Origin of the sequence: Microcoleus sp. FACHB-SPT15 (assembly GCF_014849525.1) — a bacterium.
Lineage (GTDB): Bacteria > Cyanobacteriota > Cyanobacteriia > Cyanobacteriales > Coleofasciculaceae > Symplocastrum > Symplocastrum torsivum.
In genome coordinates this window covers 138,094-161,595 of record NZ_JACJNU010000049.1, presented here as the reverse complement: position 1 = coordinate 161,595, position 23,502 = coordinate 138,094, and the positions used below count along the sequence as shown (strand labels likewise).

Genomic DNA, 23,502 nt, shown 5'->3' with positions numbered 1-23,502 from the left:
ACCAACAGGCAAAATCTACTTAGTAGACAAGAGCGCTAATTACTTCACAGAAACTGAGACATCACCATCACTATAAGTTTGAAGTTGAGTGGACTTCAGATAGGTTCTGGCTGGGGTTTCTCCCTTGAGATAAGCATCCCAAAAAGCTAGGCTTGCTATTTTGGTATAGCGTTGTACAGTCTCTGTATCAGCTATCCCAGTCGTGTTAGCTTCAGTGTTAGCGTCAGTTTGTCTTTGCCTGTTCTCTCTTAGCAATCTTCTCCTCCTCAGTCCTACACCATTTTCACCTCTTATACCAGCGCGACTCTCACCGGTACCAAAAGCGGAGTGGGTAGCACCCGTGATCCAGACAAGATATTTATCTCCAGGAGGCATGTACTGAAAAGACTGTCGCCGCCACGATGCTGGCTGTTCTTGGCGTCCTACAGTCTCACGTGCGATGTCACGAGTACCTGTCACAATCATCACTGGTGCTGTAATTGCATCCCAGGAGTACCTGTCTAGACCAGCATCTCCTGGACCTTGAGGAGAGATCGCAATAAAGGCTCGAACACGGGGGTCACGAACCCCTCCACTTTGACCCCAAGGGGGGGCTAGACGGACTCCAGCAACTGCCATAGTTGTGTAAGCACCAAGAGAATGACCCGCAACCCCAATTTGGGATTGATCCATTTTTGCGCCTAGTTCGGGAGCCTGACGTTCCAATGTACCAAAAGAGTCGATTATGAACGATATATCTTGAGAACGCTGCTGGCGTTGTCTAGGCTCATTGCTATTTCTGGCTAGTCCTGCTAGACCCTGTGTTCTCAAAACAGTTGTATCAGTACCTTGGTGTGTGGGATGGATAGAGACATATCCATGACTTGCCCAAAACTCGCCCAAGTAACTATAGATTTCTTTAGAGCCTCCTGCTCCATGCGAGAAGATGATCACAGGGAACGGTCCCTGTCCTTGTGGATAGTAAATCTTGACTGGCACATCGCGATCGCGACGAGTGTCTGTGAGGGTGATATTATCCAAAACGCCGACCGTATAGGGTCCTGGATTAGCTTGATACACAGAATTGGTTACTTCCACTTCGGGAAGGGAACTAATAGTATGAGGTTCAGAGTTCTGTTTATACACAGAATCTCCCGTTTGTGTTCTAGAGGAAGACTGGCTGATCGGGAAAGCACTACAGCTACTCGCTATTAAGAGCGTCAGCACAACTGAAGTGGCACAACGAAGCACTGTTATTGGTAAAAAAACTTTCACTTTACAATTCATACAGAAGTCTACCCGCGTTGGAGGGAATTTTTCCAATCTCAAACTGGACTTTTTGACTTTCATTTTTACCAAGAGGTTCCTTGCTCCGCATAAGCAACCTCTTCATTCTGTATTAACATCAGCCTGTTTCAGTTAATCAACAATACCTACTCATAACCAAATTCTTGAGCCATTTGGAGTACCTCAGGGATGAATCCTTTATCATCATTGCGCCATGAGAGTCGGCCTTCGAGATTAACAACTCCTGTCATTTTATGTGCCTCAAGAGCGGGATATTTGAGAAAGTGCGGATCGAGACCCAAATGAGTTCCATAAGGCCCATAAGAAGCATAGGATGAATCTTGAGGACGCAATAGCGCCGCTGAGACAGATTCATCCCAGTTTAATTTTAACCAGCGACAGATATTTTCCAAATTGAAGCAAGGCTCGTTGATAATGTCTTCCCCACGAATAGTCATTTTTTGACTAGCAGGAACACCTTTCAAAAAATCTAAAATGTTGGAGTTGAGCTTGTACCAACCATACTGCGGCTCTACGACTGGTGGCTCAGTTGAATAATCTATCCAGTCCTCTAGAATTGCCATAGCACCATTAGCTATCTTCATAATTGACTCGCCTTGAGTTCTGGGATGACAAAGCAAATGAAGGAAGTAAGCGTGCGGAAAAGTGTTGTAGATGCGATTTAAGATTTCCAGATCAGTGGCATACACATGGCTGGATTCGACTAGACGCAGAGGAGAAACTTTATGACATAACTCAAAATAAATTTCTGCGGTCATAGAGTGAAGACGGTTAAAAATCCAACGATGTGCCATGTCAATGGAACACAGAGTTTGTTCACCAGCATAAAGTTGAGCGATAGTACGCAATAATCCATGACTTTGGAATTGGCGTGAACCTCTTAGACTGAGCGCAAACTCCTCTAAAGTTTCTGTGAGCAACAGATTGAGTTCTGGCACTCCATAGGTTTCCGGGTGCTGACTAAGCATAGCCCAAACCAAGGAGGTGAAAGAACATGGAGATCCCAAGATAAATATTGGTTGCGCGACTGACATAAAGCTGGAGTAACTAACGGGCATCTGCCAAGTAAGAGTGTTATGTTTTGAACTTAAGGGTAAAAATAACTCACACACCTGCAAGTTGTTATCTCAAAGCGAACCTAAGCGATAACTACCTGTCTTAAGGCAAGAGTGTCAGCAACAGTTTACTCTGGATACCCTATTAGTGTCAGACCTAGCCTTTGTCAAAAAGCTGAACTTGATATCGAGTAATATTTATAGTGTATGAAGCGTGATGGATTAGAGCGATCGCTTTTTAGAGGCGTGCAATGCTCATCAGTGGTGGGGATGACTTCAACGGCGGCTTATTCAACAATTTTGAAAATTTGATTGCAAGATAACTTTAATTTAGGACTATCTGTATCTAAATTTACTCCTTTTGCCCTTGATTTCTCTACACTCAAAAAATGAATTTAGACTCTACAGCTACAAAAGCTAAGAGCCTTTAATTTGCAATGTTTTGCAGTCGGGATGACAGGATTTGAACCTGCGACCCCTTCGTCCCGAACGAAGTGCGCTACCAAGCTGCGCTACATCCCGATAAGCCATAACCCATACATCATATCACGTTGTATGGCAAAGAGCCGCGCGCTTGCTAGGATTAACACTGTGTAACTTCAGTGGGAGCTATTCTAAGAGAGTGGTTGTTAAGCCAGAATGGTTACGTGTTAAAGCACCTCAGTGGGAGCGCGTCGGAAACGTTAAAGAAATTTTACGGGATTTGGCGCTAAATACTGTCTGTGAAGAAGCTTCATGCCCAAACATTGGCGAGTGTTTCAATGCTGGAACCGCTACGTTTTTGATTATGGGACCAGCTTGCACTCGCGCCTGTCCCTACTGTGATATTGACTTTGAGAAAAAGCCCAAAGCCCTTGACCCTACTGAACCAACACGCTTAGCAGAAGCAGTACGGCGTTTAGCCTTAAACCATGTAGTTATTACCTCAGTAAACCGGGATGATTTACAGGATGGGGGGGCTTCCCAATTTGCACGTTGTATCGAAGCGATTCGTAGTGTCTCAGCTCATACAACCATTGAGGTGCTGATTCCTGACTTATGTGGAAACTGGGATTCCCTTGAAGTAATTCTCCAGGCTAAACCAGAAGTACTTAATCATAATACTGAAACTGTACCCCGACTCTATCGACGGGTGCGTCCTCAGGGAAATTATCAGCGCTCGCTTGAACTCCTGAGGCGATCGCGTGAGCTAGCGCCTTGGACTTATACAAAATCTGGCGTGATGGTTGGTTTGGGTGAAACCGATGCAGAAATCCGAGAAGTCATGCAGGACTTACGTGCAGTAGGCTGCGATATCCTCACCATTGGACAGTATCTCCAACCCAGCCAAAAGCACTTAGATGTTGCTCAGTTCATTACACCCGCACAATTTGATGCTTGGAGAGAACTGGGTGAATCCTTAGGATTCTTGCAAGTCGTCTCCTCCCCGCTTACCCGCAGTTCCTACCACGCTGAACAAGTCAGGGAGTTGATGAAACGCTACCCTAGACAAGATGTGCTGGGGTAATAGGATGCTACGCTGACGACAACTGACAACTAAACCATTAACAAATGACCAAAATCGTCATCATTGGAGCCGGTGTCTGGGGAACAGCCCTCAGTTCTGTGGCATCTCAAAAGGGTCATGATGTCTGTATATGGTCGCGTCGTAGCGAGGAAAGATTCGAGGATGTCCTGGTGGGGGCAAATATTGTTCTATCAGCAGTCTCCATGTCAGGTGTCGGTTCTGTCGTGTCCCAGTTACAGTCATTGCCAATTGTTCCTGAGACAATTTTCGTAACAGCAACGAAAGGATTGGATGCTACGACGACTCGTACTCCCTCTCAAATTTGGCAAGCGGAGTTCCCGGCTAATCCAGTCGTTGTACTCTCCGGGCCAAATCTTTCTAAAGAAATCAAGCAAGGACTGCCTGCGGCTAGTGTTGTTGCCAGTACCAACAAGAAGGCAGCAGAGGTAGTACAGAAAGCCTTTTCTTCGCCGAACTTCCGGGTTTACACCAATCCTGACCCCCTTGGTGTTGAACTGGGTGGTACGCTCAAAAATGTTATGGCGATCGCATCGGGTGCCTGTGATGGCTTGCAGTTAGGAACAAACGCCAAAGCGGCTCTCCTTACTCGTGGACTGACTGAAATCATCCGAGTCGGCGCAGATTGGGGCGCTCAACCCGAAACATTCTATGGCTTGTCAGGACTGGGAGACTTATTGGCAACCTGCAACAGCAGCCTCAGCCGCAATTATCAAGTGGGTTATCAACTCGCCCAAGGCAAAACCCTAAGGGACATCTTGGCACACCTAGAGGGAACAGCAGAAGGTGTCAACACAACAGCCGTTTTGGTTGAACGAGCGCAACGGCGAGGAATTTCAGTCCCCATCACTCATCAGGTTTATCGCTTGCTCCAAGGGGAGATTACACCACAAGCGGCTGTTGAGGCGCTAATGCTGCGAGATATTAAGCCAGAGTAGGCATAAGTTTAGTTGATGTCAAATTTAGTCAGCCTAACTCAGGCTCAGGAAAAAAAAGGAACTTTTTCTTAAAACTTTTTTTCTAAATCTGGATAATTCTTCAGGAATCTACCTAAGAGGTGATGTAGATTAACATATCCATTTGACCGAAGTCACTATCTTTAGTTAGTGTTCCGCTTATACTAGCTTCTAAAGGGAGACGCTAAGTCATCCTACTAAAGATGGATTTAGGGTGTTTACCGAAATTCATGTAGAATTTGACACTAAAGCGTCTCATCTATACTCATTACTGGTAACACTCACCTAGTGAAACAGCTAGTACGTTCCAGTAAAAAAAAAGATAAGCGTTGTTCTTCGGTCATCAAGGGTGGGAACTCTAGTAATAAGGTGTGACGCACGAGCATCAAGTGTGGTCACCAGTCGTAATTAAGAGATCATTATGCCAGCCACTCCTTTCTATGCCGACACAGAATTCGACCACGAGCTACCTGCCTTTAGCTTTGAGCTTAACGGTACAAGTGAAGATGTGGAACCATCGGTAGTTGATTTGGTTGATACGGAGAGTGAGAGTACAGACGCTACTAACTTTACCAAGAGTACCAGCCGCCGCCCTACTGACCTCGTTCGGTTATACCTTCAGGAAATTGGTCGGGTTCGTTTATTAAGGCGAGATGAGGAAGTATCGGAAGCCCAAAAAGTTCAGCGATATATGCGGCTGTTGGACTTACGGGCTGAGTTTGCGACGCAGGCGGATGAAGTGATTCAGCGCTTTGCCCATCTGATTGATGCTCATGACCGTTTAGTATCCCAGTTAGGTCACCGTCCCTCTTGGGAACGTTGGGCTGCTGTCGCTGGGGTGGAAGTTTCGGACTTGAAGCCGAGCTTGGCGGCTGGAAAACGGCGTTGGGCAGAGTTAGCTGGCTTGACAGTCAAAGAGCTAGATAACATTCAAGCTCAGGGTGTCCGAGCCAAAGAACACATGATCAAAGCTAACCTGCGCCTTGTGGTGTCGGTGGCGAAAAAGTATCAAAATCGTGGATTGGAACTGCTAGATCTAATTCAGGAAGGAACGCTTGGATTAGAGCGGGCAGTCGAGAAGTTTGACCCCACGAAGGGGTACCGATTCAGCACCTACGCCTACTGGTGGATTCGTCAGGGCATCACCAGAGCGATCGCAACTCAAAGCCGTACTATCCGTCTCCCTGTTCACATCACCGAAAAACTCAACAAAATCAAAAAAGCTCAGCGCAAAATCTCCCAAGAAAGAGGTCGCACAGCAACGATTGAGGATATTGCCGTTGAGCTAGAAATGACACCTCCTCAGGTTCGGGAAGTTTTACTCCGTGTGCCTCGCTCTGTTTCTTTGGAAATTAAAGTAGGCAAGGAAAAAGACACGGAGTTAGGTGACTTGCTCGAAACCGAGGAGACTTCTCCCGAAGAAGTCTTGATGCGAGAAGCGCTACAACGCGATTTGCAGCAACTTCTAGCAGACCTTACTAGCCGTGAACGAGATGTCATTCGGATGCGGTTTGGTCTAGGAGATGGTCATCCTTATTCCTTAGCAGAAATTGGTCGTGCTCTAGAGTTATCTCGTGAGCGAGTGCGTCAAATCGAAGCGAAAGCCTTACAAAAATTGCGCCAACCAAAGCGTCGTAACCGTGTGAGAGATTATCTGGAAGCTCTTAGCTAAGAGACTATTGAGGCAGGTGAAACTCACTCGTAAGTTTAGCCTGAAGTTCTAAAAGAGAACTTCAGGCTAAAACTTTAAAATTAGACACGAACTTCAATTTAAATAAAAGAACATTATCTTCTGATAAAGTCTAGTGAAAGTTTTTTTGCTATAAGGATATTTATAGTAAATTTACATTTAATCACCTGCTATGGAGTAAACCAAATAAGTTTGTTGATTTGCTCTTGAGTTTCATAGGGTGTATGCAACCCAAAAATCATTTAGACCTGTCAGTACCAATATGTTTTGTATGCATCAATTCTTTGAGTCTCAGGTTGAGCTAGCGCCACACGCGATCGCACTAGTTCAGGGAAATGAGCAATGGACATATCAAGAACTTAATGCTAAAGCTAATCGGCTAGCGAACTACCTCAAAAAGCAATCCGTGGCTCCTGAGATGCGAGTCGGAATTTGTGCGGAACGCTCTATAGAGATGGTAGTAGGAATTTTGGGAATCCTTAAAGCAGGTGGTACTTATGTGCCCCTGGATCTTGCCTATCCAAAAGAACGCATTGCTTTCATCCTAGAAGACACTCAAGTATCACTCCTGTTAACTCAGAGGCCTCTAGTTGAAGGATTTCTCCAGCAGGGAGTACCTGTAATTTGCCTTGACAAAGAGTGGGAAACCATTGCACAGGAGAGTCAAGAAACACCCCTTAACGAGGTAAAACCCCAGAACCTTGCCTACGTGATGTATACCTCTGGTTCCACAGGCAAACCAAAAGGCGTACAAATTTCCCACACAAATGTTTCACATTATATTGAGGCAATCAACAAAGTTTTGCAGGTTCAGCCTGATGATGTCTATCTCCACACAGCTTCTTTCTCATTTTCCTCATCAATTCGGCAGTTAATTGTACCATTGTCTCAAGGAGCTAGAGTGGTTCTCGCTACTCGCGAACAAACACAGAACCCCTTAACATTATTTGAGTTAATCCAGAAACAGGGTGTAACCATCATTGATACTGTTGAGTCAGTTTGGCGTTATGGACTTCAGGCACTTGAAAATTTGGATCAGAACTCTCAAGACAGACTTCTATCATCCAAATTACGACTCCTGGTATTTTCGGGCGGCTTGCTGCACTGTCAACTCTATAAAAAGTTGCGCTGCAAGTTAAAAAATCAACCCCGTATTGTCAACATTTACGGTCAAACGGAAACCATTGGAGTTTGTGCTTATCCTATCCCGACTGAATTTGATCGAGAACAGGGATATGTCCCCGTCGGGTATCCTCTCTGTGAGATTCAGGTTTATATCCTCGACTCTGAACTTCAGCGAGTTCCTGTTGGGGAGCCAGGTGAACTCCATGTTGCAGGTGCTAGTGTAACTTGTGGCTATCTTAACCTGGATCAACTCAATGTTGAGAAGTTTATTGATAACCCCTTTGTAGAAGAACAACCGATCGCCCTTGGCGGGGGCGCTAGCGCGATCGCATCTGAGTCATCAGCGCGACTCTACAAAACAGGTGACTTAGCACGCTACCTACCCAATGGCACCTTAGAAATACTAGGTCGTGTTGACTTTCAAGTAAAGCTTCGGGGGATGCGTGTTGAGTTAGGGGAAATTGAGTCGGTACTGGAACAACACCCTACGATTAGGCAAAGTGTCGTCACGGCTAGAGAGGACAAACCAGGCGACAAACGGCTTGTCGCTTATATCGTTCCTAAGCTACCTTCCGCAGACATCAGCAAAACCGCTTTGATTAAAGAACTCCGTATTGTCTTAGAGGAGAAGTTACCCAGCTACATGGTGCCCTCTGCCTTCGTGCTTCTGGATAAGCTGCCCCTAACGCCAAATGGAAAACTTGATCGCCTTTCCCTCCCAGCCCCTACTCAAGATGATGCCGAGAGAAAGGAAACCTTTGTGACAGCTCAAAATGACTTAGAACTTCAGTTGACACAGATTTGGGAGAAGGTTTTAGGCATTGAGAACATTAGCATCAAAGACAATTTTTTTGAGTTAGGGGGACATTCGCTTCTTGCGGCTCAACTGCTTGCTCAAGTTGAGCAAATAGTTGGCAAAAACCTACCTCTAGCTATCCTACTGCAAGCACCAACAGTAGAGGAACTAGCGAACCTTCTCACCAAGGAAGAGGAGTCTACTGTTTCTTGGAGTGCGCTAGTACCCATTCAACCTGCTGGCTCTAAGCCACCCCTGTTTTGCGTCCATGCCGTAATGGGCAATGTTCTCAATTTCTGGAACTTAGCGCGTTATTTAGGCTCAGATCAACCTGTTTATGGATTACAAGCAAGAGGGCTAGATGGCAAACAAGCGCCCTTATCTCGCGTTGAAGACATGGCAACCGAATACCTCAAAGAAGTACGCCTCATTCAACCACAAGGGCCTTATTATTTGTCTGGTTACTCCTTTGGGGGAGCCGTTGCCTTCGAGATGGCACAGCAACTAGTTGCTCAAGGTGAGAAGATAGCGCTGCTGGTTCTCTTTGATGCGGGCAGTGTCGTAGCCTTCAAAAAATTGTCAGTTAAAGAGCGGCTTTCTAATCATTGGCAAAGTTTTTCACGCCTGGGACCAAATTACATCCTCAACAAAGTGACAACGAGAATCAAGACGATTCAAACGTCTATGAGGGAAAAGCTTCAACATAAGCTTTCTCAAAACCGAGGACTTGTGTTAGCCAACGCCGAACCAATTCCAACTCTCCCAACTATTGAGCAGACAAATCGACTAGCTTTAAAAAATTACAAACCTAACGTTTATCCAGGTTTGGGAATTCTATTTAGAGCAAACACTTGGGCAGAAGAAGAAGAATGGTTTCGAGACCCTTTATTGGGTTGGGGTGATCGGTTTGAGCAAGGTCTGGAGGTCTATGATGTACCAGGTACTCACTTTACCGTACTCGATGAACCTCATGTACAGGTGCTAATTAAAGAGCTAAAGGTTTGCTTGGAGAAGGCACAGTCGGCTCATTCGGTGCAAGCAAAACCGATAATCAATTCTTCAGAAAGACCGATTAACCTTTTTGAGTACGAATCATTAGCGAGTCAGTATTTATCCGAGATGGCACTGGGTTATTACACAGGTGGCGCTTGGGATGAGGTAACGTTGCGGGATAATCGGGAAGCTTTTGAGCGATTCAAACTCTCTCCTCGGATGTTAGTAGATGTCAGTCATCGAGATTTAAGTACTCAAATTTTAGGACAAGCTGTCCGAATGCCGATTTTAATTGCTCCAACAGCTTTCCAATGTCTAGCACATCCAGAAGGAGAAATGGCAACACGTAGGGCGGCGGCTGAGATGGGTGTGGCAATGGTATTGAGTACAATGTCTACCAAAAGTTTGGAGGAGGTGGCAAGTGTGCCGATGTCCACACCTCAATGGTTCCAGCTATACATTCATCATGATCGCGCCCTTACTCGTGCCTTGGTCGAACGGGCTGAGGCGGCGGGTTTTAGTGCTTTATGTTTGACTGTGGATGCACAACTGGCTGGCTCTAGGGAAAAAAGTCGGCGTAATCCTTTTACACTGCCGTCAGGAATGCAAATGGCAAATCTCGTGACGATGAAGGGTAGGGAAATTCCTGCAACAGTAGAAGATTCGAGGTTGCTTACCTATTTTACGCAGCAGCTTGATCAAAGCCTAACCTGGCAGGATTTGGAATGGTTGCAATCAATAACGACAATGCCAGTCGTTGTGAAAGGAATCTTGCGAGGGGACGATGCTTTGCGGGCAGTGGAACATGGAGTAAAGGCAGTGATTGTGTCAAATCATGGGGGCAGGCAATTAGATGGTGCGATCGCAACTATTGATGCTCTCCCGGAGGTGGTTGCAGCAGTAGGAGACAAAGCAGAAGTTCTCGTGGATGGTGGCATCCGACGCGGCACAGATGTACTGAAAGCATTGTCATTAGGCGCTAAAGCTGTGTTGTTAGGGCGTCCCGTGTTATGGGGGCTAGCTGTTGGTGGAGAAGCTGGGGTGCATCATGTACTGGAACTGTTGCGGGACGAGTTAAATTTAGCAATGGCGTTGAGCGGCTGTGCCACGCTGCAAGATATCGATGCTAGCTTGGTGAAACGGTTGTAGAAATTAGTACTCTGCTGAGTAGATGCACTGCTGGTGTTTAGGATAACGACTTAAAAGCGTCCGGTTCTTATATCACTGGTACTAACGCGATAGGCGCGTTGAGCGGCTTCCACTGCGGCTTGAGTTTGTGGTCCCCAAATTCCATCAATTAGGCCGCGATAGAATCCTTGGGCTTGCAAACGCCTTTGCAAAGATCGTGTATCAAACCGACTAGTCACACTTACTGATGTAGGTGTTGACTCTGATCCACCAATTGCAGGCAAGGCGGCTCTAGTTTGTGGACCGACAACGCCATCAGGCCTTAGTCCTCTGGCTTGCTGGAATTGCCGAACAGCCGCTTGAGTCTGTGAATCGAAGACACCTCTAGTCCCACTACAGTAACCGGCTGCTGCTAAACTCTCTTGAAGAAGACTAACTTTGTCGCTGCGATCGCCTAATCGCAAAACACCGTTAAAAGGCACTCTTACAGGCTGTGGACGAGGGGCTGTTTGTCCACGCAAAGCCGTTTCTGTAGTCGTACCCACTACACCATCCGGTGTCAGTCCTTTAGCTTGCTGAAACCGGATGACTGCTTCTTTCGTTTGGGAGCCAAAATAGCCAGTGGCATTTGCCTTGAAGTAACCCAGTTGCTGTAAACGCTGCTGGATGGCTGTTACTTGTGAACCGCGTGAGCCTTCTTGTACCAAGGCTAATGTCTGAGTTGCCGTTCCTAAAATCCCTAGTGCAATGGTGAAGGAGAGCAAACTGTAGGTGGCTCGTGTTGAAAGCTGCTGCGGCTTGAGCATTTCAAACAGATTTATACTCTCCCACGTCGAAATCGAAGCAATGTAATCGTTATCAGTTGGGGTTTCGTTGGCTAAGGCAAGGTGAAGATAAGCAAGAGTTTCCATTGTTCTACCAGAAGCATCACAAAGCAAAGCACCAGTTTAGCTGGTGATTTCACTATTTAAGATACCTGTGATACATCAACTATGGGCGATATGCTACCCGTGCATCCAGTCCATGCGATCGCAACCGATAAGACAGGCTTTCCGCATCGTTTCGGTTATTAAACGCTCCAGCATCAACATACTCACCACGTTTTGAGTCTCTCCGACTAGCACCAGCTATGTATCGCTGCACCTCAGAAAGTGTATCCTCACCCCGAATTGGTACGACTACCACATAGGAATTGCCTGGAGAACCCGAACCGATTCCCAATGCTGTGAGCGTTTCTCGACCAGCCACACCATCAACATACAACCCATTAGCTCTCTGAAACTCCTGAACAGCTCTCTGAGTATCTCTCCCAAATATTCCATCAATTGCACCAGGATTATACCCTTCACGTCTCAACCTTTGCTGGAGTTGCCGAACGGCTAGACCACTATCCCCTCGTTGCAATAGAGTTGTACCTGTCGATCGCCTAGACACAGGTTGCTGCTGATAGTCATACACAGGAGGAGGATAGGGAGTCGAGAGGAGCGGAGTGTTGAAGGTACTGAGTGGACTCTGCCCTCCTTCAAATAGAGCTTCCTCAGTATCCGTACCGACTACGCCATCAGGATTTAGTCCATTATCTTGCTGAAATTGGATAACTGCATTCCGAGTTGCGGGACCAAAAACCCTATCAGGAGACTGATATAAGTATCCCAGCCGCTGTAAACGCTCTTGAACCAACTCTACATCTAAACCGCGATCGCCTTGTCTTAGTACTCGTTGAGCCAATGCCTCACCTGCTATCCCCAAAACGCTCAGGCTAACAACCAGGGATAGCAAATAAATCCGAGCGTGTGTGGCTAGCTTTTGCTGCTTGAGCCACTCTAGAAGCTTTAAATTCTCTAGGGTTAAATTCTGAGTGATGTCAGTAGGTTCTTCGTGGGTTAGTGCAAGATGAAGATAGGCAATAGTTTCCATATCATTTCTGGGAAATTTATCTCGCTAGTTTATCAATTGAAACGACGATTTTGCTAATTTATTTACCGATAGTTATGCTCAAGTTTAGTTTCGATAAAGCTAGTGTGTACTAACTTCTCTATGAGTAGTGCTTCTAACTAAAAATTTAGAGTCAAATTGAAATCGCTGCGTTGTTTATTGGTTTAGAGGAATTCTGGCTGACTATTCAAGCTCTTGATTTTTCTAGAAATCGCCCTACGACTAGTTACTTATTTGAAAGATTAGACGCATCGGAAGCATTAACTCTGTCAAGCCTTGGTATAAAATGCTGAACTTTCAACGAGTGAGCCAGTAGTCAGATTGTAAGATGTGATTCAATAAACCTTATGATTTGCACAAGTCTTTATATGTCTGCTATTTGACTAAGAGACTGACAAAGTGAGTGAGGGGTTAATGGCATGAAAAATATGAGTTACTGGGGAACACCTGTCGCTCTCTTAGCTTTAGCGTTAAGCACTGTAGGAGATATAAAGGCGATCACTACTGTTTTATCCAACACTAGTTCAGCTAACCTGATTCTTGAAGCGGAACTAAACCAGTCTCAGCAGAAGCGGACGTTTCACTTAGCGCAAGGGCTTGTAGGGCAATGCCGTGCAGCGTCTAGATCAATATTTGTCTACCGAGAGCGTTCAAGTGCCAGTCCAACTAGAGCGCTAGAACCCAATGAACAAGTTGTCCTAGCAGAGGAAGATGGTAGAGGGGGGTGGATAGCCATTAGTTCTCCGATTAGGGGGTTTGTAGAGGCAAGAGACCTTAAGCGGTGCTCGGAAGAACCGGAAGAAGTAGTCATCCGTCCTCGTCCTCCTCGCTCAGAAGAAGTAGTCACCCGTCCTCGTCCTCCTCGCTCAGAAGAAGTAGTCACCCGTCCTCGTCCTCCTGGCTCAAACCTTTGCCGCCAAGTTACTTATCAAGGACTTGAGGGTGTGGTTGTCCGTGAACGACCGGATATTTACTCTCGTCCACTCAGTACAGTATTTTTTGAAGAGCGAGTCACGCTCAATAATCCTCCACAGTCGAGAGTAGACAGTGAAGGGCGCGAGTGGGTTAGACTCACGTCCCCTGTTGTTGGCTGGATGTCCAATGGGTTTCCTGCTACAGGAGACCTCAATCTCAGTGCTTGTTTCTAGTCCACCAGAGAAAACGATTCGCTTCTCGTAAGCTGAAGAAGATGTCAATTTCGCCAATCGCCCAACTGCGTTGTAAGGAAATAGCGTACATGGCCAGTAAACAATCGTCTGTAATTGCTTTGACCATGACCCATACCAGGGATAACGTAACAAGCATAACGACAGACGATACCACAAAAATCATTTAAGCTATTGCTAGATATTCGTGGCTAAATCTGCCCTCCAGTTCCGAAAGCCAGGAAAACTTTTTCCTAATAGGTTAGTTCTTCTGAACTGTTTATCGCCTGTGACATTTCTATTTTTTTCAGGCTTTAACCTTTCACAGTCTGAGTATTGCCCTTATTAACTCACCTTGTTACTGAGGCGTTTAATTATTTATAAAGTGCTTATTCTTCACTAAATTGACGATTAACAAGGTGAGTACTTTTCCAGCTATCAGTTAAGAGAAGTTATCTCTTAAATCAATCCTGTTTGACTGAACAACACAGCAACAAGCGCAGAAAAACCAGTAATCGCTAGTGCAACAAATGGATTTTGGCCTTGGCTAACGGCGAAAGATGTAACGATTCCAGCACCTAAGGCAGCCGTTACAGCAGCAGTTAGCCAGTCTTTATCAGAATTATTGTTGTACATCTTTTGTAGTTTGTAAGTAGAGTTGTTAAGACTGTGAGTTACAGTTCATACAAACTACCATCCCTTCATAGCTAGCTTTCCACTTACCTGGGATTTTGCAATTAAGATTAAAATTTAGCTACCTTTCTTAATAAAATTAAGTTGACAGACGATTTTCACAAGAGGCGTGTCAATTTGCCTCCAGTCTAAGTTGTCATTTGCTAAATCTATCAAACCAATACCAATAAAGGAATAATCGTTAGGCTACTTGCACTTCTCGCCCTAGTCTATAGCAGTTCTCAATGAGAGTGAAGTACCAGTATTTGGCTTCATGGTATTCGCACTTCGTGAGAAGCAAGCTACATGGTTCATGCCAGAAAGACGCTTGGGGCTATAAACGAGGAGCCTTTTCGCTGTACCCCAGGTAATTGAGAACCGCTATATCCCTCTTCTGTCACTCTCCGAAAACTTTTGCCATTGCTGAATTCTAGAACTAACCTATGGTAGGCGATCGCAAACTTTTTCTTCATAGAAATTGCTTAGAGTAGGGCAATTGCCAAAATTAGATGGGCAAACGCTGTATTCCCTAATGTACCTCCTTTGTAGAAAATATTAATAATAGGAAAAACCGGAGAGTGACAGAAGAGGGATATAGGACAATCCGAAACGGTTTCCTTAATTGACTCGTTGAATGTTACCTGACTTAATCCAGCCTTCTTGTGTCCCTTCGGCTAATCGTACCTGCTGCCATCTTTGATCATTGCTCTCTTTAAGAACGATGACTTCTTGATTAAAAGCAACCCCACCAATACGGTTTGCCTCTGCTCCTGGCCCATCACGGAGGCTTAAGCCTTCTTCCCAGGTAACACGAGCCTTGTAAGCGCCTGGTGGTAGTTCCTCTGTTGGTGAGGGTGAGGCACTAGGGGTGGGTTGCTTACTGGGTTGATTGGAGGTTGAGGGCGCACTAGTTTTCTTGGCAACGGGTGAAGCCTTCGGTTGCTCCTCCGCAAAGATGGGTTTGGGAGGGGGAGCGGCAAGTTTAGTAAAGAAGTAATAGGCAGTAGCGGCACTGCTACCCGCCAAGAGAAGGATACCGACAATAAAACCAATGACAAATTTAGCTATACCTGAAAAACTCATAGGAGTTGTTCGTTGTTAGTTGTGGGTTATTAGGTGTTGGTTGCTTGATTGATACCCATAACAAACAACCAACAAGAAATTATTGAAGTTGACGCTGAATGCGACTGCTCAGACGGCTATCTCTAGACGCTAAGCGGGCTTTTCCGGCGGCGGCCCAGTCTTGGAGGAACTGGATTTGCTCTTGCGCTGTTCGAGCTAGGGGGATAATCTGACTAGCGGCTTCCAATATATCATCAGTGGTGAAGTCTCGGTTCTGGCTGAACCCAATATGCATGGCTTCAATCAGAGTTTGCTCAATTTCTGCACCTGAAAAGTCCGGTGTCTCGTAGGCTAATCGGTCCAGCTCATAACTTTTTAAGTTATGAGGTCGCAGTCGAGATAAATGTAACTCAAAAATTGCCTGACGTTCTTCCTGACTAGGTAACCCGACAAAGAAGATTTCATCAAACCGCCCTTTACGCAGCATTTCTGGGGGTAAAGCTTGGATGTTGTTGGCAGTGGCGACAACAAATACTGGAGATTTCTTCTCTGCTAGCCAGCTAATGAAGGTGCCAAAGACACGACTCGTCGTTCCAGCGTCTCCTTTAGAATCCAGTCCAGAGAAGGCTTTGTCAATTTCATCAATCCAGAGAATGCAGGGGGCGAGGGCTTCGGCTAGTTGAATCATCTGCCGAGTACGAGATTCAGATTCTCCGACTAAGCCACCAAACAAACGCCCAACATCTAGGCGAAGTAGTGGGAGGTGCCAGTGATGAGCGATCGCTTTTGCTGTTAACGATTTGCCCGTTCCCTGAATTCCAACGAGTAGCAAGCCACGAGGATGAGGTAAGCCATATTGTCTTGCTCGTTCTGTAAAGGCACCACCCCGACGCAGCAGCCAGTCTTTCAGGTTGTCTAAGCCACCAATGTCAGAAATTTTTTCTTGAGTTGGGTAAAACTCTAAAATTTGTGTCTGACGAATCGACTGGCGTTTCTCTTCTAGAACCAGTTCAACATCTTCAGGCTGGATTTCGCCATGAGATGCGATTGCACGAGTGAGAACCCGACGAATCCGCTCTAAGGAAAGACCTTGACAAGAACGCACCAGTTCATCTAAAACTTTATCGGTCAGAGATTGACTCGTAGCCGCGAGTAAGCGTCCCACCTCCGCTTTAATTTCCGAGGCATCGGGTAAGGGAAATTCTAGAACCGTTAGCACTTCCGTCAAGTCTGGGGGAACAGCGACTTGCGGTGTCACAATCACAATATTCTTAGGTTGGGATTTTAGACGGCGAGATAGGTTCCTAAGTTTACGAGAAACGGAGATATCTTCTAAAAAGCGATGGAAATCCCTTAATATAAGGATTGCCGCTGCACTTTCTGGTAGTTTTTCTACAAATTCTAAGGCTTGCAAGGGATTACGGCGAGCAAAACCCATGTCATTGGGGTTGCCCTGATAGCCATCAACAAAATCCCAAATATAGACAGCGCGATCGCCTAGGCGTTTTGCCGATTGTGCGATCGCCGTTTCCACTCGCTCCTCTTCCGGAGTCGGGATGTAAATCAACGGATAGCGGGCACGTAGAAGCAGATCAAACTCATCATTGAAACTCATGGCACCAGGGACTCAGCCGTCGTACATCTACCTCTGTAAGCTTACGAGTTATGAGTCCTAAAACTAGTGGCTCATAACTCGTAACTCATAACATAACCCATAACTCTTGAGCAGAGCAGACTATCCGGGAAGTTGTCGCTTTAGCGCTTCGAGAGCCTCCCAACGCCGATCCGTAGGCGAGGCACTCTCCGTGTCCGTAACTTGGATTCCTGGACACTGCTGGTCACACAGTTGCCGTGGAGGAATTGCCAGACACAGTTGCTCATATAACCAAGTATCAGGCTGAAAATACCCTTGCGGCGGCAACGTTTCCACCAAATCGTCCAGTGCCGTCTCACGCTCTAGAGGTCCAGCATCCGGTTGGTTAGCTGACTCGTCTAACCAAACGAGTTCTGACGCATCCAGTTTTAAACGGTGGTTGTACTGCTGCAAACAGCGGTGACAAGTCAAAGTAATAATCGTTTCCGCTTGAGCCGAAACCTCCAGGTAATTACCTTGATGCCTCACTTTTAAGCGTCCCCTCACTGGTGTTAGGGTTTCTAAACCAGCAATCAACTCATTAACTTGAATTTCATTTGTCTGCTCTGGTAGCTTGAGCAGCCAAGGAATATGAACCGCTTCCATGATACTTATCCCACTTTCCAAATGACTCACACCCAGTTGTGAGCCAATTTTAATTGTTAAGAGCCATTTTGAGAGCGTAAACGCACAACAAGGCGCCGATCGGGTTCTTGCCCTCTACTCTCCGTTTCTAAGTCGTCACACTCCTTTAAAAAGGTATGAACTTGACGCCGTTCTGCCGAAGACAAGGATTTCATTTCAAACTCTTGACCCGTTTGGCGGACTTGCTCGGCGGCGTCTGTCGCCATTGCCCGAAGTTCCTCTTGACGCCGGAGGCGGTAGCCGTCAAGTTCAACGGTGTAAGAGGCTTGAAGTTCTTCACCTTGACCCAGATTCAAAATTGAATTAGCTAGGTACTGGATTGCATCAAGGACTGTGCCCTCTGGACCGATTAAGGTTTGAATATGGGCGCTAGTTAGTTGGGTTTGATCAATTGTTAGCCAGTAGCTTGGCTTATCGTCTTGTGATTCGTCGGTATCTGTGGCTTCAACACGGGTAGGCAAGCTTGATAAGTGCAGAAGTTCTTCAAGCCACTGCTGACCTCTCTGCATTGGCTGGTTGCTCATAACTCTCTCGAAAATAGGGATTCAGGAAGTAGGGAATGGGGAAAAGCCATTTTCATCGTTCGTTGTGAGCAACTGCCCACAGGGGTCTAACTTGAAGCCTTCTTCTTGGAACGCCGCTCAAAAGGCAGTGCTTCTCTTGTCTCTCCAGACGACGATTTTGTCTCCTTCTCTTGCTGCTCCATCATCTTCTGGATATTTTCCGGAAGCGGTTCCCTCATCAGGATGAAGGTCTGGACAGTCTGAAAGATGTTGGCAATCAGCATGTACATCAGCACACCAGCCGGAAGCGGGAAGAATAAGAACATCCCAGAGAACAAGACGGGAGTAAACTTATTGATCGCTGCTTGCTGGGGAGCCGCATCACCACCACTCTGACCAGAAAGAAGTTGGTTGATGTATAAGCTGACTCCAAAGGCGATAATCATGCCGACAATATCCCAATGGATTGCTCCATCTTCATCAAAGGCACCCACACGCCCTAAAGCATCAATAAAGAGGAATCCTCGATTAGCGGCTAATCCAGGGAGAGTACCTTGAAGTGTGACTTCTCCAGGTTCCAGCGCGACGATGGTACCGTCCTCTTGAATTTGCACCCGCTCCTCACCTTTGGTGATTTGCCATTTAGGAGCAATTTCAGTTTCCGGATACTCAGCTATAAATTTACTTAGAGGCTTGCCCTCAACCGTTTGAAACTCAACTTTAGTCTTTTCGCCAACGACTAAGCGGTTGCCAGCGGGAAGTAGAGCGGCGACTGGAGCATGAACGCCATCGGCAATGTAAATATTTTGAGGTTTCGTTACGAACGCTTGCGGTTGAATCAGTTCAAGTTGCTCTCTAGGGAAGATTTGTAGGTTCACAGAGTAGTTGATATCTGAGAACGGCGACCCTCGCAAGGTAGCAAATAGGGCAAATAAAACTGGCATTTGCAACAGTACGGGCAAACAGCCTGCCAAGGGATTACCAAACTCTTTAAAGAGCTTGCTTACCTCCTCCTGCTGCTTGGCTGGGTCATCTTTATAGAGCTTCTGAATCTCCTCTTGCCGTTTTTTCATCAGCGGCTGGGTGATCTTCATACGCCTCATGTTGCGAATGGAGCCAGCGTTTAGGGGAAAGAGGGCAAAGCGAATGACTAGAGTCAGCGCCACGATGGCAAGACCATAGCTTGGCACAATCCCGTAAAAGAAATCCAGGATTGGCAGCATTACGTTGTTAGAAAGAAACCCGATACCAAAGTCCATTCGTATGAAGTCAACCTAGACGCTGTAGAGTTTTCTAATCTAATTTATCTAAAATTTGTCAAAATGCGAGGCTGGTTATCCGACATGTACCGTTTAGATGACCCGCACGTTGTTCGCCTCTCTTACAGTATTAGATTGCAATAGTTGAGGGTTAGAGACTTAATTTCTCTTCCTAGCGGGTCACATCTGATTGGGCATAGCTGAGGTGCCTGTTACCTCAAGACTTTACGGAGTCAATGGGTTTACCTGTTTTTTGTGAGACTTTTTCAGCGATGTAGTCGTAGATTTCGCGAAAGCGGGGAATTGAACGCAACTCCAAGCGGCTACCATCTCTCAGGGTGACAACAATGTCCCCCCACCCCCCAAAGCCACGAGGAACTTTGATAATTTTTGAAATTTCTGAATAAATAAGATCGGTACGTTCGCGCCCTCGCCATCCCCCGGTTACAGAGATACGGCGATCCGTAATTCGATAGCGTAACCAAAGCGATCGCACAATTGCACCAACAGTTAAGGGCAAGCCAACAACTGTAAACCCTATCAAAATATTAATAATCAAATCACCAACATGAGGGCCACCTTCAAAGAACGTTTCCTCTTTAATGCCCATTAAGCACCTCTGCTTCTGCTAACAACTGCTCTAATTCTCGCAAAATTTGCCCATAATCGCACTCGTCAGCTCCTGGTCTAACTACCACGACCAGTTGCCATCCCGGTGAGAGACGTGGCAAAAATTGGCGGAAAATTGCCCGAATTTGGCGCTTAATTCGATTACGAACCACGGCTTTTTTGCTAACTTTTTGGCTAATAGAAATGCCAATCCGAGTTGGAGGCTTGCTCTCATCCAAGGGCAGTAACTTACCTAAAGGTGGGGTGTCTACGACATTATTACGCTGCCGCAGACCCCGCAATGTTAAATAACGCCCTGAGCGACGAATTCCTTTTTGATAAATCGTCTGGAAATCTCGCCGGTGCTTGAGCCGATTGGATTGAGGCAATGCCACGGACAACTCTCCCACAAGAGTACAATCAACAGTGCAACAAGAGTGCGATTGCCCTGTAGCAACAAACCACAACTAGACAGAGAGACGATAACGTCCCTTTTTTCTACGAGCTTTGATTACAGCTTGACCAGTTCTGGTTCGCATCCGGGCGCGAAAACCAGATGTTCTTTTTTGCTTACGGCTGGTACCGCGAAGAGTACGTTGAGTCATGAGCGATTACTTCAAAAAAGCGATTTGACGTTTTGTAAAAGAGCCACAGTCTATTACATTAGCACCTTGACTAGGGGAAAGCTTGCTCAAGAAACGCTTGAGGCGTAATTTCCCACAACATTAATACGAGACAGGTGCTTTACACCCAATCAAGGAGTTGTATGAAAATTACTCCTGTTCCTACAATTCTGGTTCATTGTTATGGGTTATCAGTAACTGACGGCATAGAGACGCGATCGCAAAGCGGTATGCCACAGCTTTCCTTAACCACGCCTCTACTAATAACGATGAGCGACCAATACTAGAACATCCCGTTGTGAGAGTATGAATTCTAACCTTGACCAATGCTCAAAATCCATGTACCCAGGTAACGGGGTAGTGGAACATCACCGGGTGTCAAAATTTGGCAATTGAAGTAATAAATCCCACCAAATGGCGGGTTTTTCACGTTAGAAAACACTAACTCGACTTTATTACCCGCAGAAATTGGCTCCTCCAACTCAATCTGAACAACATGATTCTCCTGATCCCACTCGACATTGGACAGAGGAACCGCATCGCCCTTAACCCGCACCTCGATTTTGTTTAGGTCAAACTTGCCGTTGTAATAGTCAGGATAAGAAATGGCAAACTGGGAGACTCCCAACTCCATTTTCTTGGCAGGGATTCGCAGCCGATAACGATCGAATTGGTTAGGGCGACCCCCAAAATCTAGGTAATAGTTCAGCTGATTTCCACGCTGAACTCCGCTAAACAGCGTTAATCCGGAGTTATTCTGCGCCCAACTAGTAGCGGCAACACCTGTAAGTAGGCAACCCGTAACTGCCAGGGCACTAAACAGGCGGCGTATGGATGATTTTGTGGAGAACATAGGTTTGTTGCTCTTAACGGTATAGTATTGACGTTCGTTACTAAAATTTACTGTTCTTGACTTTATCAGAGTTAAGTCTCTTTGAATAATGACTGAAGAAGATGAAATAGGAGAGAGGGAGTATTCTCTACCCAGCCTTTTAACAAAGCGATCACTCTAATCCCACCGTTGCCCTTTACTCCTTACTTTACCCTGACGTAAAAAGTTCCCCAAAAGTGCCACTACGGATTGATATTTAGCTGCGGCTGATGGTTGTAAGCTTTTTAACCGTGTTTCTTTCCCCATTACCTGGAAAAGCTTCTGATCCCAAATCCGGGTTGACTCCCCTTTGATCAAAAAGGAGAAACTGTGAGAAAGCGGCAAAGATTCTTATCAATTCAGCAATCCATACACAACAATGTCGCAAGCTTTAATTCAAATTGTTAAGAACACTTACCAAAGTGAGCGTTTGTACTAAGAACCGTATCTAACCTTAATTCTTTATGGAATAGGGATTTTGACCTATTTCCTCTACTCAACTTATTTTAAGTTGTATGACAAACGCCACTTGATAATCCCAGATCAACTCTAAGATTTGTTACTGCCTAAACATCGAATTCCTAAGAGAAGTTAAAGATAGCGATCAGGATTTGGAGTGCAACATAGGATGCAAATTATGACGAGATTTGTTTTCCTTACTTGATCGGCTGGCTACCTGCACTGTGCTAGTGCTTTTTTGTGCTGCCAGTGAAGTGCTGGGTCGGAGGTTGAAGTAATTGGTTTTGTTTGAGGCAAGTTTTTATCGTTATCACTAGCTGAAGTTGCAAGGAGCGTTCATGAGAATAGCGATCGCTAAAGAAATTGAAGTAGAAGTTGGTGAGCATCGCGTCGCCTTGATTCCTGATATCGTCGCCCGATTAGTCAAACAGGGCTTAGAAATCTGGTTAGAAAGCGGTGCGGGTGAGGCATCATTCTTTAGTAATGATGCCTATGAAGCTGCTGGTGCCAAGATTATCCATGATGCAGCTACCCTCTGGAGTGAGGCAGATGTCCTACTGAAAGTAGGTGTCCCCAAAGAACATGAAATTAATCAAATGCGGGAAGGAAGCGTCTTGATTAGCTTCCTCAATCCGCTTGGGTTACCAGAGGTGGCACAGCACCTAGCCAATCGGAAAATAACGGCGTTTGGGATGGAGCTGATTCCTCGTACTAGCCGAGCGCAGAGTATGGATGCCCTGTCATCTCAGGCGGGTGTCGCTGGATACAAAGCTGTACTGATTGCAGCGGCAGCACTGCCCAAGTTCTTCCCGATGTTGACCACAGCAGCTGGTACCATCAAGCCTGCGAAGGTATTTGTGATGGGAGCAGGGGTTGCAGGACTACAAGCGATCGCAACAGCACGACGTTTGGGAGCTATCGTTGAAGCCTTTGATATCCGTCCAGCCGTTAAGGAAGAAGTGCAAAGTCTCGGTGCCAAATTCGTCGAAGTCAAGCTAGACGAAGAAACCGTAGCCGCAGGAGGTTACGCCAAAGAAGTCTCTGAGGTGTCCAAGCAGCGCACTCAAGAAGTCGTGGCTGAACACGTAAAGAATGCCGATGTCGTGATCACAACAGCTCAGGTTCCTGGAAGAAAAGCCCCGTTACTTGTCACTGAAGAAATGGTAGCCCAGATGAACCCTGGCTCCGTGATTGTTGACCTCGCGGCTGAACAAGGTGGCAACTGTGCAGGCACCGAACCGGGTAAGGACGTTGTAAGACACGGTGTTACGATTATCGGACCGATTAACTTACCCTCTTCCATGCCAATACATGCCAGTCAGATGTATGCCAAGAACATCTCTACCCTGTTGCAGTACTTGGTTAAAGATGGCCAATTACAACTGAACTTTGACGATGACATCATTGGTAGCACTTGCGTGACTCACGCAGGGGAAATTCGGAACCAACGAGTCAAGGATGCTCTAGATCAGGTTAGGGCAGCGGTTTAATTTCAGGCAACTACTCTCTTTCGCGCTTGTCAATCGCGTCA

At 46.1% G+C, this 23,502-nt stretch carries 22 protein-coding genes and 1 tRNA gene; 7 read left to right on the top strand and 16 right to left on the bottom strand.

Annotated features, from left to right (window positions below; genetic code table 11):
• Positions 1-39 precede the first annotated feature (39 nt).
• From H6F98_RS16765 to H6F98_RS16755, 3 genes are all read right to left on the bottom strand, one after another.
• Positions 40-1,125 (bottom strand): chlorophyllase/cutinase-like alpha/beta fold protein, encoded by a 1,086-nt coding sequence (locus H6F98_RS16765; protein ID WP_192219834.1) that lies wholly within the window; start codon positions 1,123-1,125, stop codon positions 40-42.
• Positions 1,126-1,412: 287 nt separating this feature from the next.
• On the bottom strand, positions 1,413-2,321 hold the full coding sequence (locus H6F98_RS16760; protein ID WP_192219907.1) for a sulfotransferase: 909 nt from the start codon (positions 2,319-2,321) through the stop codon (positions 1,413-1,415).
• A gap of 469 nt (positions 2,322-2,790) precedes the next feature.
• Positions 2,791-2,864: transfer RNA gene (locus tag H6F98_RS16755), tRNA-Pro, on the bottom strand.
• A 100-nt stretch (positions 2,865-2,964) separates the two neighbouring features.
• Here H6F98_RS16755 and lipA point away from each other — a divergent pair.
• The 4 genes from lipA to H6F98_RS16735 all read left to right on the top strand — a co-directional run bounded on the left by lipA (position 2,965) and on the right by H6F98_RS16735 (position 10,576).
• Positions 2,965-3,849: a lipoyl synthase gene (lipA, locus tag H6F98_RS16750; protein ID WP_192219833.1), complete on the top strand. Its 885-nt coding sequence runs from the start codon at positions 2,965-2,967 to the stop codon at positions 3,847-3,849.
• Positions 3,850-3,893: 44 nt separating this feature from the next.
• Entirely contained in the window at positions 3,894-4,805 is a 912-nt protein-coding gene (locus H6F98_RS16745; protein ID WP_192219832.1) for an NAD(P)H-dependent glycerol-3-phosphate dehydrogenase, read from the top strand.
• A 439-nt stretch (positions 4,806-5,244) separates the two neighbouring features.
• A complete protein-coding gene (gene sigC / locus H6F98_RS16740) occupies positions 5,245-6,495 on the top strand; it encodes an RNA polymerase sigma factor SigC (RefSeq protein ID WP_192219831.1) in 1,251 nt (416 codons plus the stop codon).
• A gap of 289 nt (positions 6,496-6,784) precedes the next feature.
• The gene (locus H6F98_RS16735) at positions 6,785-10,576 is read left to right on the top strand and encodes an amino acid adenylation domain-containing protein (protein WP_199348573.1); all 3,792 of its coding nucleotides are present in this window, start codon (positions 6,785-6,787) and stop codon (positions 10,574-10,576) included.
• 50 nt (positions 10,577-10,626) lie between these two features.
• Here the strand turns inward: H6F98_RS16735 and H6F98_RS16730 are convergent, their stop codons facing one another.
• On the bottom strand, positions 10,627-11,466 hold the full coding sequence (locus tag H6F98_RS16730; RefSeq protein ID WP_192219829.1) for a peptidoglycan-binding protein: 840 nt from the start codon (positions 11,464-11,466) through the stop codon (positions 10,627-10,629).
• 79 nt (positions 11,467-11,545) lie between these two features.
• Positions 11,546-12,472, bottom strand: coding sequence for a peptidoglycan-binding protein (locus H6F98_RS16725; protein ID WP_192219828.1), 927 nt, complete (start codon positions 12,470-12,472; stop codon positions 11,546-11,548).
• A gap of 437 nt (positions 12,473-12,909) precedes the next feature.
• Between H6F98_RS16725 and H6F98_RS16720 the strand changes: the two genes are divergently transcribed.
• Positions 12,910-13,638 carry an SH3 domain-containing protein gene (locus H6F98_RS16720; protein ID WP_192219827.1) on the top strand — a complete coding sequence of 243 codons (729 nt, stop codon included), beginning with the start codon at positions 12,910-12,912 and terminating at the stop codon, positions 13,636-13,638.
• 456 nt (positions 13,639-14,094) lie between these two features.
• Here H6F98_RS16720 and H6F98_RS16715 read toward each other — a convergent pair whose 3' ends face one another.
• The 10 genes from H6F98_RS16715 to rpmH form a co-directional block, all read right to left on the bottom strand.
• Positions 14,095-14,271, bottom strand: a complete 177-nt coding sequence (locus H6F98_RS16715) for a hypothetical protein (protein WP_192219826.1) — start codon at positions 14,269-14,271, stop codon at positions 14,095-14,097.
• Between the two features lie 347 nt (positions 14,272-14,618).
• Positions 14,619-14,780, bottom strand: a complete 162-nt coding sequence (locus H6F98_RS16710; protein ID WP_192219825.1) for a hypothetical protein — start codon at positions 14,778-14,780, stop codon at positions 14,619-14,621.
• 145 nt (positions 14,781-14,925) lie between these two features.
• On the bottom strand, positions 14,926-15,390 hold the full coding sequence (locus H6F98_RS16705) for an SH3 domain-containing protein (RefSeq protein WP_192219824.1): 465 nt from the start codon (positions 15,388-15,390) through the stop codon (positions 14,926-14,928).
• Positions 15,391-15,469: 79 nt separating this feature from the next.
• Complete coding sequence (locus tag H6F98_RS16700) at positions 15,470-16,984, bottom strand: AAA family ATPase (protein ID WP_192219823.1); 1,515 nt, start codon at positions 16,982-16,984, stop codon at positions 15,470-15,472.
• Between the two features lie 120 nt (positions 16,985-17,104).
• Positions 17,105-17,608 (bottom strand): DUF177 domain-containing protein, encoded by a 504-nt coding sequence (locus H6F98_RS16695; RefSeq protein WP_192219822.1) that lies wholly within the window; start codon positions 17,606-17,608, stop codon positions 17,105-17,107.
• A 56-nt stretch (positions 17,609-17,664) separates the two neighbouring features.
• On the bottom strand, positions 17,665-18,171 hold the full coding sequence (locus tag H6F98_RS16690) for a R3H domain-containing nucleic acid-binding protein (protein WP_192219821.1): 507 nt from the start codon (positions 18,169-18,171) through the stop codon (positions 17,665-17,667).
• Positions 18,172-18,257: 86 nt separating this feature from the next.
• Positions 18,258-19,409 (bottom strand): membrane protein insertase YidC, encoded by a 1,152-nt coding sequence (gene yidC, locus H6F98_RS16685; protein ID WP_192219820.1) that lies wholly within the window; start codon positions 19,407-19,409, stop codon positions 18,258-18,260.
• Positions 19,410-19,626: 217 nt separating this feature from the next.
• The gene (locus H6F98_RS16680) at positions 19,627-20,019 is read right to left on the bottom strand and encodes a PH domain-containing protein (protein WP_192219819.1); all 393 of its coding nucleotides are present in this window, start codon (positions 20,017-20,019) and stop codon (positions 19,627-19,629) included.
• The gene (gene rnpA / locus H6F98_RS16675; RefSeq protein WP_192219818.1) at positions 20,009-20,413 is read right to left on the bottom strand and encodes a ribonuclease P protein component; all 405 of its coding nucleotides are present in this window, start codon (positions 20,411-20,413) and stop codon (positions 20,009-20,011) included. The genes H6F98_RS16680 and rnpA overlap by 11 nt, the downstream gene beginning before the upstream one ends.
• A 72-nt stretch (positions 20,414-20,485) precedes the next feature.
• A complete protein-coding gene (gene rpmH, locus H6F98_RS16670; protein ID WP_192219817.1) occupies positions 20,486-20,623 on the bottom strand; it encodes a 50S ribosomal protein L34 in 138 nt (45 codons plus the stop codon).
• A gap of 161 nt (positions 20,624-20,784) precedes the next feature.
• Between rpmH and H6F98_RS16665 the strand changes: the two genes are divergently transcribed.
• Positions 20,785-20,928: a hypothetical protein gene (locus H6F98_RS16665; RefSeq protein ID WP_192219816.1), complete on the top strand. Its 144-nt coding sequence runs from the start codon at positions 20,785-20,787 to the stop codon at positions 20,926-20,928.
• Between the two features lie 26 nt (positions 20,929-20,954).
• Here the strand turns inward: H6F98_RS16665 and H6F98_RS16660 are convergent, their stop codons facing one another.
• Positions 20,955-21,494 carry a DUF2808 domain-containing protein gene (locus tag H6F98_RS16660; protein WP_199348571.1) on the bottom strand — a complete coding sequence of 180 codons (540 nt, stop codon included), beginning with the start codon at positions 21,492-21,494 and terminating at the stop codon, positions 20,955-20,957.
• Between the two features lie 815 nt (positions 21,495-22,309).
• Here H6F98_RS16660 and H6F98_RS16655 point away from each other — a divergent pair.
• Positions 22,310-23,461 (top strand): Re/Si-specific NAD(P)(+) transhydrogenase subunit alpha, encoded by a 1,152-nt coding sequence (locus H6F98_RS16655; RefSeq protein WP_192219815.1) that lies wholly within the window; start codon positions 22,310-22,312, stop codon positions 23,459-23,461.
• The last annotated feature ends 41 nt before the right edge of the window (positions 23,462-23,502 follow it).

What these genes read in the sequence shown, in the direction of transcription:
- H6F98_RS16705 (WP_192219824.1), bottom strand. Translation starts at nt 15,390, where the DNA reads ATGAGTTTTTCAGGTATAGCTAAATTTGTCATTGGTTTTATTGTCGGT.
- H6F98_RS16710 (WP_192219825.1), bottom strand. Translation starts at nt 14,780, where the DNA reads ATGAAGAAAAAGTTTGCGATCGCCTACCATAGGTTAGTTCTAGAATTC.
- H6F98_RS16655 (WP_192219815.1), top strand. Translation starts at nt 22,310, where the DNA reads ATGAGAATAGCGATCGCTAAAGAAATTGAAGTAGAAGTTGGTGAGCAT.
- H6F98_RS16715 (WP_192219826.1), bottom strand. Translation starts at nt 14,271, where the DNA reads ATGTACAACAATAATTCTGATAAAGACTGGCTAACTGCTGCTGTAACG.
- sigC (WP_192219831.1), top strand. Translation starts at nt 5,245, where the DNA reads ATGCCAGCCACTCCTTTCTATGCCGACACAGAATTCGACCACGAGCTA.
- H6F98_RS16730 (WP_192219829.1), bottom strand. Translation starts at nt 11,466, where the DNA reads ATGGAAACTCTTGCTTATCTTCACCTTGCCTTAGCCAACGAAACCCCA.
- H6F98_RS16660 (WP_199348571.1), bottom strand. Translation starts at nt 21,494, where the DNA reads ATGTTCTCCACAAAATCATCCATACGCCGCCTGTTTAGTGCCCTGGCA.
- H6F98_RS16695 (WP_192219822.1), bottom strand. Translation starts at nt 17,608, where the DNA reads ATGGAAGCGGTTCATATTCCTTGGCTGCTCAAGCTACCAGAGCAGACA.
- H6F98_RS16700 (WP_192219823.1), bottom strand. Translation starts at nt 16,984, where the DNA reads ATGAGTTTCAATGATGAGTTTGATCTGCTTCTACGTGCCCGCTATCCG.
- rpmH (WP_192219817.1), bottom strand. Translation starts at nt 20,623, where the DNA reads ATGACTCAACGTACTCTTCGCGGTACCAGCCGTAAGCAAAAAAGAACA.
- H6F98_RS16735 (WP_199348573.1), top strand. Translation starts at nt 6,785, where the DNA reads ATGCATCAATTCTTTGAGTCTCAGGTTGAGCTAGCGCCACACGCGATC.
- yidC (WP_192219820.1), bottom strand. Translation starts at nt 19,409, where the DNA reads ATGGACTTTGGTATCGGGTTTCTTTCTAACAACGTAATGCTGCCAATC.
- H6F98_RS16720 (WP_192219827.1), top strand. Translation starts at nt 12,910, where the DNA reads ATGAAAAATATGAGTTACTGGGGAACACCTGTCGCTCTCTTAGCTTTA.
- H6F98_RS16690 (WP_192219821.1), bottom strand. Translation starts at nt 18,171, where the DNA reads ATGAGCAACCAGCCAATGCAGAGAGGTCAGCAGTGGCTTGAAGAACTT.
- H6F98_RS16760 (WP_192219907.1), bottom strand. Translation starts at nt 2,321, where the DNA reads ATGTCAGTCGCGCAACCAATATTTATCTTGGGATCTCCATGTTCTTTC.
- H6F98_RS16665 (WP_192219816.1), top strand. Translation starts at nt 20,785, where the DNA reads ATGAAAATTACTCCTGTTCCTACAATTCTGGTTCATTGTTATGGGTTA.
- H6F98_RS16725 (WP_192219828.1), bottom strand. Translation starts at nt 12,472, where the DNA reads ATGGAAACTATTGCCTATCTTCATCTTGCACTAACCCACGAAGAACCT.
- H6F98_RS16745 (WP_192219832.1), top strand. Translation starts at nt 3,894, where the DNA reads ATGACCAAAATCGTCATCATTGGAGCCGGTGTCTGGGGAACAGCCCTC.
- H6F98_RS16680 (WP_192219819.1), bottom strand. Translation starts at nt 20,019, where the DNA reads ATGGGCATTAAAGAGGAAACGTTCTTTGAAGGTGGCCCTCATGTTGGT.